This window comes from Gammaproteobacteria bacterium CG11_big_fil_rev_8_21_14_0_20_46_22, assembly GCA_002796245.1.
In the GTDB taxonomy this organism is placed as follows: domain Bacteria; phylum Pseudomonadota; class Gammaproteobacteria; order UBA12402; family UBA12402; genus 1-14-0-20-46-22.
In genome coordinates, this window is sequence record PCWT01000028.1 from 1 (window position 1) to 12,352 (window position 12,352).

General features: G+C 48.0%; 6 protein-coding genes. 3 read left to right on the forward strand and 3 right to left on the reverse strand.

Features of this window, described 5'->3' with window-relative positions:
- Positions 1-157: 157 nt before the first annotated feature.
- On the reverse strand, positions 158-790 hold the full coding sequence (gene nth / locus COV52_03375; protein ID PIR11514.1) for an endonuclease III: 633 nt from the start codon (positions 788-790) through the stop codon (positions 158-160).
- 307 nt (positions 791-1,097) lie between these two features.
- Between nth and COV52_03380 the strand changes: the two genes are divergently transcribed.
- From COV52_03380 to COV52_03390, 3 genes are all read left to right on the forward strand, one after another.
- Positions 1,098-7,238, forward strand: coding sequence for a hypothetical protein (locus tag COV52_03380; GenBank protein PIR11515.1), 6,141 nt, complete (start codon positions 1,098-1,100; stop codon positions 7,236-7,238).
- A gap of 79 nt (positions 7,239-7,317) precedes the next feature.
- Positions 7,318-8,685 carry a succinate-semialdehyde dehydrogenase gene (locus COV52_03385; protein PIR11516.1) on the forward strand — a complete coding sequence of 456 codons (1,368 nt, stop codon included), beginning with the start codon at positions 7,318-7,320 and terminating at the stop codon, positions 8,683-8,685.
- Positions 8,686-8,853: 168 nt separating this feature from the next.
- Complete coding sequence (locus tag COV52_03390) at positions 8,854-10,497, forward strand: acetolactate synthase large subunit (GenBank protein PIR11517.1); 1,644 nt, start codon at positions 8,854-8,856, stop codon at positions 10,495-10,497.
- A gap of 163 nt (positions 10,498-10,660) precedes the next feature.
- Here COV52_03390 and COV52_03395 read toward each other — a convergent pair whose 3' ends face one another.
- Together COV52_03395 and COV52_03400 are read right to left on the reverse strand one after the other, a co-directional pair.
- Positions 10,661-11,698 (reverse strand): pyridine nucleotide-disulfide oxidoreductase, encoded by a 1,038-nt coding sequence (locus COV52_03395; protein ID PIR11518.1) that lies wholly within the window; start codon positions 11,696-11,698, stop codon positions 10,661-10,663.
- 214 nt (positions 11,699-11,912) lie between these two features.
- A complete protein-coding gene (locus tag COV52_03400; protein PIR11519.1) occupies positions 11,913-12,323 on the reverse strand; it encodes a hypothetical protein in 411 nt (136 codons plus the stop codon).
- Between the last annotated feature and the right edge of the window lie 29 nt (positions 12,324-12,352).

Consider the following 12,352-nt stretch of genomic DNA (forward strand, 5'->3'; position numbering starts at 1 on the left):
GTCGCCAGCAACGATGCGGCATTCAACTTATTTGCTATGGGCATGGACGATGCGTTTATCGCTAAAGCGCTGAATTTGACTCTTTCTGATGTTGCAAAGCTTCGAGCGGTGTTTCAAGCTAATTAAGCCACGTTCCTGGAGTTGTCACGGGGCTTGCTCACACCGACTTGCCCGACCATTCGCATAAATCATTAATGATACAGCTTTCGCATTTGGGCTTTTTCGCGGTGCAGGTGTAGCGCCCATGTAAAATCAACCAATGATGCGCATCTTGCTTAAAGGCTTTGGGTATCACGCGGTTTAATCGATCTTCCACTTCGCGCACTGTTTTGCCGGGTGCGATCTTGGTGCGATTACTCACGCGAAAAATATGGGTGTCCACCGCAATCACGGGTTGGCCAAAAGCGGTGTTGAGCACTACGTTAGCTGTTTTGCGCCCAACGCCGGGCAGCGCTTCTAGGGCTTCGCGCGTGTGTGGCACTTGGCTGTGATGTAGCTCGATGAGCTGCTTACACAGCTTAATCACATTCTCGGCTTTGGTGTTGTACAGGCCGATGTTTTGGATATAGCGTTTGAGTTTCGCCACACCCAGTTTGGCGATCGCCTCCGGTGTGTTGGCCATCGGGAAAAGCTTGGCGGTGGCTTTGTTTACGCTCACATCCGTGGCCTGCGCCGATAACACCACGGCGATGAGTAGCTCAAAATGAGAATGGTAGACAAGCTCGGTCGTAGGCGCGGGATTGGCGGCTTGTAAGCGGGTAAATAGGGCTATGCGTTTGGTTTTATTCATGGCGTAAGCGTAGTGATTTGTACAAGTTTTAGCAAGTTTTTGAAAAAAACCGGGCAGTTTGGCAGCAGATAAGGCCGTTGTCTAGAAAAAAAATAAAAAAATCTTGCTGTCTTGGCGCTTTTTTTGGCGCCGACAGAGAAATTAAATAAGCTTATTTTTCAAATAATTAGAGTTTTTTTCAATTGCCGATAGCGAAAAAACGCGTTGTTTTTGCCCAGTACAGCTGTATTCTGGCGTGGCCTTGTTAAGCTTACGTTAAGATTTGCTGCCTAGAGTTAAACACAAGAAACACAAAAAATGGTGGGTTATGGGAAGAAGAGGGCAACCTTCGGCCGAAACGGCCAGGCGTGATTTGGATGATTTTGATTCTCTCATTGCGCTCAATCAACATCTCGGCTCTCAAGTGGTTTCTCGCTATTACGATGAAGGGCTTTCTTCTGAGATGCAGCTTCCTGCTGTTCGGATAAACATCTTGCGGCCGGCTTTTCGTCTTTACGCTGGCCTATATCGATCTCGCCAAACGCCTGAGCAGGTTGTTCCGTCGCTTATTCCTGAAAGCGCGACAGCTGGTTTTCGCGTGCAGCAAGAAAGTTTTGTCAATGATTTTAACGGTGTTATCCAGGATGTTAAAATGGCTTTCTCGAAAGCCGAGCAAGGGATGTTTTTTTGGGCTATTACCCAGTTTGAGCGATGTGTGAATGACCTCGATTTCTCTCAGGCTGAGCTACCCGATGAAAAGGTGAAAATCAAAGAGCAAATAAAAGTCTCCCTGCAGATGCTCAAGGTTAGTCAACCTGAATCTTTTTTAATACAACAGTTTGAGAAGTTGAAGGAACCAAATGATGCGGCTTCCCTTGCAAAATATCAACTTGAATTTTCAAAACTTAAGTTTAAATTAGAGCATAAAACACTTCAGGTGGAATGTGGGACATTGTTTGATGAGGCCCATAGCCAGGCTAAAAAAATTATTTGCGATTCCAGTCTCACTGCCGCTCAAAAACTAGAGGAACTAAGGGAAGTTAGGAAAAACTTGTTTTTGCGTTTATCAACCAAGTGTAGTGAGTTGATAATTCATGGTGAAACGCTTCTTTGCGACCAACGTTTAATGCTGCCAGAGAAAAAATTTATACGTTCGGTTCGCGGATATTTTTTGCAACGGCATAAAACGGTACCGCCGGAAAAGGTGTTGGCTGAGGCGTTTGCGCAGCATTGTAAAACTGCCCTTGAGCCAGGCAGGTTTTCAGAGAATCTGGGTGAAGAAAAGTTAACGGCGCTAGGTGAAAAACTGGGAAGAGAGGCGTCGGCCTCTTTAGAAGCTGAGCAGCCTGCAGAACGGCCTGCTCCCGCTCGCCGCCCAACGCTTTTAGAAAGCGATGTTTTTGCGGTGGTGCTCTATGAAACATCTAATTTTAGGGAAAGGCTTGCTGAAGCTGAAGCTAAGCGAGAGCAATCGCACGCGCCAGGGATAGGCGAAGCCGATGATGGTGCGCAGCCCGCGGCGGTAGCTGTCGCATCAGTCGAGCGTGTTTCGGGGGCGGGGACAGCCGAAATACATCCTGGGACTAGCGATTCGCTTGGCACGGATGAGTATTCATTAATATGGGATGATCTTGAAAAAAAGCTTGAGCCTATTTTTGGAGCTTTGGCGGTTAGCCCTCTTTGGAAAGAGCTTTCATCTGTTAGACTGCCAACAGACTATGAAGAATGTGCCGGCTTGTGTAAATTTCTCGCTTACAACGTGATTGAGAGGCCTCCTCTTGAGTCTGCTGGTCTTGAACTTACTGACCATGAAAACATCTACAGGGTTATTATTGCCCTTTTGCCGAACAAACGAAACCTTGTTGACTTTCAGACAAGCCTCCGTGAGCTGTTTTCAATAGAAAATGGGCGCAAGCGTTATCAAGCTGCCCAAAATTGGCTTGATAGTCATCCTCGTTTTTGTGTCAACGGCACGAACGAAGTTAAATCAGCCGGCGTGGCTTTCTTAGCAGCTAGTTTGTGTGAAAGCCCTGAAGCTGTTTTGAAGTATTTAGAGACTAACCCTGGGAGGTTACTTGAAGTTTCTTCTTGGAGCCCTGATATACTGGCTAATCTTAATAAGCTTGAGTCACAAGTGCCGGCTGAGGTTTTTGTTGATGCGCACGCGCCAGGAACGGCTGAAACACATCCTGAGACTCTTCTCCCTCGGGTGGCTCATCCGATCCCTAAGCGGCCTCAAGTATTTGTTGATGATGATGGCCATCCTATTGTGGGCAGCACTGAGGCTTTGCTTTTTAGCGATAGAGGTTTAAGCCCAGCTTTTGATGATCAATCAGATCTCAGCGCACGCTCGCTTTCTTCGGCTTCTGTTGGTTCAATTCCTCCTAATCCACTGCTTTCGCCCGCGCCGCTCACTTCGGAAGATGCTTCTTACAATTTTGCCAGCCTGATTAAGGCGCTGCAATCTATTGAATCATTTGGCCAGTTAAATCTAAACCCGCAGGCGGGCAGTTTTACTCGTGAGTTGTGTTATGGGCGCGTAAAGCTCCATGTTTTTGGAGATAGTCACCATCAAGCTCAAGCACGTGAGCTGTGTGATCGTTTGATTGATCAACCGAGTTCTCGAAAACTTCGCCAGAAGCTTGCATTGCACCTCTTTGGTTGTGGTATCACAACAAACAATCTGCAGACTTGCTTTAATGATTTGAATGATGATATTCGTTTAGCGGCTAAGCCCTTATCTCGCACGTTGAGCGCATTGGAAGCCTCAAATGCAAAAGTTTTGGCGCGTGTTAAAAAGCAACAATCAGCTATTCAAAAACGTAATGAACGTGTGTTCGCTACCTTAGCTTTTGAAGGTGAAATTGGGCAAGCGTACCGCGATCAATTTACACATCTGCATGACCAAGCTTATCTTGATGAGCGTATTACTGCCGTGAGGGCGGCGACAAACTTATCGCCTCATGCGGTTGGGCGTGATGTCTCAAAAACACTGAGTGTTGCTAACAAGCAGCTTAGAGCAGGGCTTGCCAGCTTGAAAAGAGCTCAAAGGCATCGTTTATCTGCTTTGAAGAAAGTGTTGCAATCAGGCGCGTCTTGGGACACGTTTACTAGCGATGATCGTAATCTTGATGTCAAGGTGAACAGCTTTAATAATGATGGAGACCCTATCGGTTTAACACGCACGGCGTCACCGTTGGTCGCAAAGCTTCAAGTGCTTCAGAATGCTTTGGTTTTGCTAAGCGCTGAAAAACTTAAAGCCACTTTAACGCCCGAGAGTCAATTGGAGTATGCTCAAGAACCACTGAGGCCAACCCTTCCCTGTGGGCTACTCACCAAAGCCGATTTGTTTGCTTTGTTTGGTGCTCAGAAAGATTCTAAACGCTCGCCGCTTTATGGCTTCTACCATTCATTCAGGCGACTTTTGGCATCCAAAAAAGCCTTGTCTGATGAACAAAAAGCCTTGATGGCTGCTTTTTTAACGGTTGATGAAACTACATTGGACCCTGTGCTTAAGCAGGAAGTTGGCGATGTTAAGAATTTGTTTTTGGGCAAAGTGCTCGTTATAAGACAAAATAATGAAGCTAAGCTTGAGGTCGTCGCTGGCTCGCCGGAAAAGTCAGGAGCCACAGGCGAGCTAGCTGCTCATGGAGGAGGAAACTTTCCTACGCCAGCTTCTGATCGAGCTCATGCTGGCGCGGCTGCGAGGAGCGGGGCAGCAACACCAGCGAAACGAAGCTTAAACCTTACGGGGCAACCGGCTGCGCCAGCTAACAAAACTAAACTTGAATGCCTATCTGAAGACTACAACGATATTCAAAACCAGGTTAAATCTATTCAAGCGTTGGGTAAGCAGCTTTCTCAGAATTATGTAGCGGCTGATCAGCTGTATTTAGAAGAGGGCTATACTGACGCTGTGAGGGCTTTGGATAACAGTCTTGTGGTTGCTCATAGTCAATTCGATGCAGTGCTTTCTGCTGCGCGTTCAAATTTGGATCAATTTAAGCAGCGTTGCACTGACTATGGGGGTAAAAAAGAACAGCTTCAAACAATCGAAGTTTATTTGAAAACCCTCCCTGTTGAACAAGCAGAGTTGGCGCAAGCAGGCGTGACGGTGAGATCCCGAGACGAGTGTATTGAGCGCAGCTCTTTGGCTTTGAAAGCTCTTGAATCTACAGGCCGCACATCCGATCGCATGGAGGTGTTCCGTACCTATGTTACTCAAGATCAATCGAGATTGGCACCCACAGCTCAAGAGCTGCCTACTTTGACAGATGAGCAGCGTGCAGAGTTTTGGCTACAACAAATTGAGGCGTACTTCTTGTTCAGCAGAGTGCCTGAGGGTGAGGCTGTGGCGCCTGAGGTTCAGTGGCTGTTGGCGCACTTCATTAAATCTGATCCTCGGTGCTGTCAATACTTCGAGCAATACCATCCTTGTAAAGGAATTTCATCCCTTTGGAATTGGTATCAACCGCCGCACGCGCCAGGGATAGGCGAAGCCGATGGCGCGCAGCCCGTGGTAGCTGTCGCGTCAGTCGAGCGTGTTGCGGGGGCAGGGATGGCCGAAACATATCCTGAGACTGGCGACTCGCTTTCATCTAAGCCCGTGGCCGCCGATGAAAATTTCAGGGCCACCCTTGATCGAAATCCTGTTATCTTTGCGGCCTGGTTGTCGATGGATGAAAAAGATGTCAAATGGCATGAGCGTTTACTTGCGTTGAAAAAAACTGACGTTAACTTGTTTAATAAAGTTGTCGCTCATTTTCGACAGCTAGACAGTAACGCCGCTGACACTCTCGATTCATTTGAAACTTTTGAGTTGGCTGGTAACATGCTTTCCGCAAAGAATCCTCGCGATATGGCCGACCTTTTTGAGTTATCTCACTTTCGAGCGATGAGAAATAGGAATATTGGCCTTACGAATAAGTTGATGTCAGCTTTTTCACATTTTCAATATGACACTAAAAAACCAGTCCACAGTAACTTGGTGACGTTGATTGCTTTGACGGGTGCGTTTGGCAATAGGGTTCCTGAAGAGTTTCCTGAAAAAAGTGTTGCTCGGGCGATTCTTGTAAAACTTGATGATATTAAAAGTACGCGCGCGGGCACAGACATTGTTTCAATAGCAATGGATTTTTTTACTAAACGCAATGGCGCTGATCTTGCAATTTATTCTCGTGCTTTGGATGGCTTTATTTATTACGGCTTGGGCCGAAACGGTGCTACTCGTGTAAAAGGTGATGCTTTGGACCGTTTTTGTAGTCAGTATGTTAGACTTCCGATGGCTCCCATACATATCAGTGCGCAGGCTGAGTTGTTTAGAAATAACCCGGAACTTTGGGGTGAGTTTGATGGTCACCACTTGGGTCAGGCAGCCCTTAGGGCGAAGTCTAAAAATCCACAGATCTGTGCGGCTTTACGCAACGCCACTGTTCGAGAAGACGTTGATGCAGCCGCGAATAATTTTTCTTTTGAGCTGGCACAGCTTGCAATATTTGGGCTAAGTTCAGAGTGGGCGCAGGCTCATCAGCGTGTGTCTGAGGTTGGACGCTTTCAGGGGTTTGATGCAGTTGCTCGACGAGAAAGCACTGTGCAAGCTTATTTTGATCGTATGGCAGAAGCAATTCGCCCTGTTCTTCTGGAAAGACTCCAGACTGATTTGCATCGCTTGTTGCAAAATAATTCTTCTGCTCTAGATCTTGCTATGAAATACGGGATTTCTCCAGAATTTTTTGGCTGCCCGAACTGGAAATCTCGCTCTCTGAAGGTCGAGGTTTTTAGTAAGTATCTTGCCTATCTTCAGGAAGTAATTTCGACCCAGCCTCTTCAAGAGCTCAGGCCGAGATTGATCAGCTTTGAAGTATTCCTTCAGAAGGATTCTGAGGAATTAAACCTTCCTATTGATCAATGGCGCAAAGAAGAGCGTCTCATGAAGATTTACAGGATGTGCCCTCGGACTGAAGATTTGGATACAGATCTTCAGTCCGTCGATACGCTTGATGAAGGTAGTTGCAATCAATTTCTTGAGAAGGTTAGCGTGAGTTTGGAACAATTCGTTCAAAATCTCGAGAAGAGCCAACGGGGCTCAAATGCAGTGCTTGAGTTGATGCGTAAATGGGTTACTGTGGATAACACTTTGTATCCTAGAGAACGTATTGCTAGTCGAGCTACTTGCTTGGCTATTTATGAAAATGTGGTTAAACCATGGCGAGTTTTTTTAGATCAGGCTATCAACAATGGTTTGCTTAACGCTGACTTGCCTTCTAAGAGTATGGAGGTTTCCATGATTAAGCTGCGTGAGCAGCCTTCAGTCTCGCGGTCACCTTCCAATGTTGCTGCTTCTCCGGGCGCTCATCAGAGACCAACATCGCCGAGTTCCACTTCGCCCTTTGCTGCGGGCTCGGGTGCTTCATCGCCGCGCTCACCGCAGTCAGCTTCGCCAAGCTCATCACCACCACCACGCCGCTAAGCCCCGCCTCGAACTTTTTGCTCCCCCGGGGTAAACACTGCTACACTGTCCCTCTAGCCACAAGCAAGAGGGACAGCGCATGGGCATTCAAACCATTAATCCAGCCACGGGCGAGCTTATCCACGACTATCCGGAAATGTCCGGTGCCGAGGTGGCGAGCATTATTGATACCACGCATGCGGTGTATGAAGCCTGGCGTCGCACGGGTTTTGATGAGCGGGCGCAGAAGATGCGAAAGCTGGCTGATCTGTGCCGTGCGAAAAAGCGCGAGATGGCCGAGCTTATGGCCAATGAAATGGGCAAGCCCATTACGCAGGGTATGGCCGAGGCGGAAAAATGCGCCTGGGCGTGTGAGTATTATGCCGAGAATGCGCAGGCGCATTTAGCCGATCGCTTGATTAAAACGGAAAAACTGAAAAGCAAAGTGTCTTATCGTCCGCGTGGTATTGTGTTTGCGATCATGCCGTGGAATTTCCCATTTTGGCAGGTGTTTCGCTTTTTGTGCCCGTGTTTAATGGCGGGTAATGCGGGCCTTTTATCCCATGCGCCGATTTCCACAGGCACGTCGCTGATGATTGAAGCCATGGTCGAAGAGGCGGGCTTTCCGAAAAACCTATTCAGAAGTTTGATTGTGAATAACGACGTGGCCGCCGAAGTGATTGGCAATACCAACGTCACGGCCGTGACGCTCACCGGCAGTGAGCGCGCGGGTAAAGCGGTGGCCAGCGAAGCCGGCCAGCATTTGAAAAAAGTGGTGTTGGAGCTTGGCGGTAGTGATCCCTATGTGATTTTACACGATGCTGATTTGGAAAAAGCGGCCACAGCCTGTGTGCGATCACGCTTATCAAACACCGGGCAAGTGTGTATTGCGGCCAAGCGTTTGATTGTGGTCGAGTCCGTGTTGGAAAAGTTTGAGCGTTTGGTGATTGAAAAAGCCAAAGCGTATCAAATGGGTGATCCGCTCGATGAAAAAACCAATTTCGGTCCGATGGCGCGCGCGGATTTGCGTGAGCAATTGCACAAACAAGTACAAACGGCGATTAAAGAAGGTGCCCAGTTGGTGATGGGCGGTGAAATGCCAGAAGGTGTCGGTTTTTATTATCCGGTCACGGTGCTTTGCAATGTCACGCCGGATATGACGCCGTTTAAAGAAGAACTCTTCGGCCCGGTGATTGCCATTATCCCTGCAAAAGATGAAGACGAAGCGCTGCGCATGGCCAATGAAACACCCTACGGTTTGGCTGGCGCGGTGTTTACGCAAGATTTAGAGCGCGGTGAACACATTGCCACGAACGTGATCGAGTCCGGTTGTGTGGCGGTGAATAATTTTGTGGGTTCCGATCCGCGCTTGCCGTTTGGTGGTATTAAGTTATCCGGTTTTGGGCGGGAGTTATCCGAAGAAGGCATTCGCGAGTTTGTAAACGTAAAAACCGTGTGTGTGGAGTAGCTTCGCTCAACCCGGGCTACACTTTGTCGCCAATGTCATTGCGAGCGAACGGCAGTGAGCGCGGCAATCTCGTTCATTAGCTTGGAGATTGCTTCGTCGCTTCGCTCCTCGCAAAGACGGTGGCTACGCAATAACGCTATCAGAGATAAATCAATGTAGGAGAACAGGATGAAAGCCTCAGATCTATTGTTAAGGTGTTTAGAAGCCGAAGGCGTGGAGGCTATTTATGGCGTGCCGGGTGAAGAAAATGCCGATATCATGATTTCTTTGCTGAATTCGCCGATCAAATTTATCACCTGCCGTCACGAGCAAACCGCCTCGTTTATGGCGGATATGCACGGTCGTTTAACCGGCAAACCCGGCGTGTGTTTGGCCACGCTCGGCCCCGGTGCGACGAATCTCATTACCGGGGTGGCCAATGCAAACATGGATCGCGTGCCGCTAATTGCCTTAATCGGCCAAGCTGAAACCACGCGGTTACACAAAGAATCGCATCAGAATATGGACTCGGTGGCGATGTATCGAGAGGTGACCAAGTGGTCTACCACCATTCGTGAAGCGGATGTCATTCCGGAAGTGGTGCGCAAAGCCTTTAAGGTGGCCACCGAAGAAAAACCGGGTGCGGTCTTAATCGAGCTGCCAGAAGATGTGGCCAAAGAAGACACGGATAAGCAAGTGATTATCCCGCGTGAAAAAACCGTGCGCGGCGTGGAAACCTTTAAAGCGAAAAAAGCGCTGGAGCTGATTGAAAAGGCGAAAAAGCCTTTATTGCTGGTGGGTTTTGGTTGTGTACGCGAAGAGTGCGACAAAGAATTATTGCAGTTTATTGAAGAAACCGGCATTTACGCAGCGGATACTTTTATGGGTAAGGGTGCGGTGCCGGCCAGCCATGCGCAATCCTTGCACTGCGTGGGCTTGGGCATGAAGGACATCGCGGTAGAAGCCTTTGATGAAGCTGACCTGATTATTTGCGCGGGTTATGATTTAGTGGAGTGGGCGCCATCGCGCTGGAACCCGAACAATGATAAAACCATTATTCATATTGATACCGTGCCGGCTGAAGTGGATGAAGCCTATGTGCCGGAGTTGGAGCTGATTGGCGATGTCAAAGAAATTTTCCGTTTGTTGAATCAGCATTTAGGTCGTGCACATAAAAAAGACCTTGGCGTGTTTGCCAAAATCAGAGCGCGTATTTTGGCGGATTTAGAAAGCCTCTACACGGATCAAAGTATACCGATGAAACCGCAGCGTATTCTGCACGATTTACGTGAGCTCATGACGGGTGATGATATTTTAATTTCCGATGTGGGTGCGCACAAAATGTGGGTGGCGCGTCAATATGAAACGTATCGTTCCAAAACCTGCTTTATTTATAATGGTTTTTGCTCCATGGGCGGCTCCATGCCAGGTGCTTTGCTGGCCAAACAATTGCGCTCAAAACAAAACGTGGTGGCCTTGTGTGGTGATGGCGGTTTTATGATGAGTATCCAAGCCTTGGCCACAGCGGTGCGTTTTAAAGTGCCGATGGTTGTGCTTGTGTGGGAAGATCATCACTACGGTTTGATTCAGTGGAAGCAAGAAGCGGCGTATCATCAAGAATCGCACGTAGCGCTTGATAACCCTGATTTAAAAGCCTTGTCAGAAAGTTTTGGTGCGCACGCAGAGCGCGTGGAAAAACCCGAAGACTTAAAACAGGTTTTGCAGGAAGCGTTTGCCCGCCACGATAAACCCAGTGTGATTGTGGTGCCGGTGGATTATTCTGAGAATATGAAGCTGACTGAGCGCTTGGGTGAAATTGTGAGTTCGGGTTGATGGTTCAGTTGCTATGACCGCCTGCCTTTGGGCGTTTGCATGGCATTATTTCAAGGACGCCGTAAACCCATCCCTGGGGGCTCTGGGTTCGGCATCCTGCCTCACACAGCCTTAAAATAATGCCATGCAAACACTGTCGGCAGGCTGTTGATCCGTTCTTAATTTAAATATCGTACTGCATCCAAATCGGTAACACCGAACGCAAATACACTAAAAATTTCCAAATACCCACGCTCATTTCTTCTTTACCCAAAGGGTCGGTGACCTTTTGCGGATACGCAATGCCAAGGCCGAACAAACCTGGCGCAATGATGCCGTTGCTTGCGTCATATTCTGCCGTGTTTACACCTTCAGCCGGAAGGTGGCGTGATTCAAAGCCCACGGCTTCAACCGCTTTGGTGCAGCGTGGCAGATGGTTGTCGAGGTTGTCTTGCGTGGCGTGATAGCGCTCGATGTTTGGCAAGCAGTGTTGAGAAATATTCTGTCGTGTCCAGCGTGCCGTTTCGCCTTTCAAGCCGGTGTTATCATATAAAATCCAGTGATCCATGTAGATTGCGTAGCGAATGGGCGAGCGATAGAAGTTAATCACTTTTTTTACGCCCGCCTCAATTAAACTTCGCACAATGATCATGGCAGAATGCGATGAGCCAAATACAGCCACGGTATCCTCTGCGCTGACCGCTTGGTTTAGTTGGCTCGGTTTAAGCGCGGTTTCGATATCAATGGTGTCGATGTCTTGATTTAAGGTTTTGGGCACAGCGCCAGTGGCGAGTATGACTTTGCGGCTATGCAGTGTTTCGCCATCAGTATCTAATGCCCATGTGCCGTTGGCTGATTTGAGCGAGCGCACTTTGCCGCGTTGTGTTTTCACGCGCTTGACGAGTTGATCGCTGACCCATTGCAAAGGGTCGACCATGTGTTGCAGTTCGCAAATATCCTCGGGATCTAAGTGATTAAGCGTGAAATCAATCGGGCAGCTGTCATAGCCAAATGAGCGGTTTTCAAGTAAAAAATCGCTAAAGAGCTTCACTTTAGTGTTGCTGCTCACTTCACCCCAATATTTGCCTAAATCACCCACTTGAAATTCAGGGTCGATCCAGAGGAGGCTTTTAGGGGCCGCGCCCTGATCAAGCAGCTGACCAATGGCCGCTAACCCTGCAGGCCCTGCACCCACAATCGCCCAATCGTAAATTTTTGTCATAGTCTGTGCCTGTCTCATTTTTGAATGGCGGTAGTATACGCCTTTGCTTGAGCTTCGACCAATGATAAAAGTCAAAGGCTGGGCGGTTGATTTCATGGTGAGTGTGGCAGATGAGTTTTGGAGCGCGAGGAAAAAGTTTTGCCTCGTGCATGCTTAACGACTGAAATTCTGTCTTTTAAAACCCCTGCTATGACATCACAGCAGGGGGCTTTTGTTATTTCGGCGTCACATTAACGTCGTTGATCTGGTATGGGCCATTCGGTTTCAATGTGCAATTGAAATGAGGGTCATCATTTTCTGTAATGCTGACAGTACCAACTTTGACATGGATGATACATCCTGTGCCGAGTGTTAAGTTAAATTCGCCGTATTGTCCTAAGTAGCCTGTAACGTACCAGTTTGCTGAGCTGGGTGTGCTCGGTGTACCGGCTGGAAGGCTTGATGGATTATTCTGGATGCCAGTGCCATTGAGCTTGGTCAGTTTGGCAGGAATAGTTAACGGGCTTTCATTAAAAACGCGCACGCTAGCATTGCTTTGTGGAAATGGCCCCCAGGCAAATGCCGCCGTACTGGCTAATAATAAATTGCTTGTTAATAATATTTTTGTGAATAAAGCGGTTTTCATTGTTTAATACCTTTAATCAATTAATTGTT

What these genes read in the sequence shown, in the direction of transcription:
- nth (PIR11514.1), bottom strand. Translation starts at nt 790, where the DNA reads ATGAATAAAACCAAACGCATAGCCCTATTTACCCGCTTACAAGCCGCC.
- COV52_03380 (PIR11515.1), top strand. Translation starts at nt 1,098, where the DNA reads ATGGGAAGAAGAGGGCAACCTTCGGCCGAAACGGCCAGGCGTGATTTG.
- COV52_03385 (PIR11516.1), top strand. Translation starts at nt 7,318, where the DNA reads ATGGGCATTCAAACCATTAATCCAGCCACGGGCGAGCTTATCCACGAC.
- COV52_03390 (PIR11517.1), top strand. Translation starts at nt 8,854, where the DNA reads ATGAAAGCCTCAGATCTATTGTTAAGGTGTTTAGAAGCCGAAGGCGTG.
- COV52_03395 (PIR11518.1), bottom strand. Translation starts at nt 11,698, where the DNA reads ATGACAAAAATTTACGATTGGGCGATTGTGGGTGCAGGGCCTGCAGGG.
- COV52_03400 (PIR11519.1), bottom strand. Translation starts at nt 12,323, where the DNA reads ATGAAAACCGCTTTATTCACAAAAATATTATTAACAAGCAATTTATTA.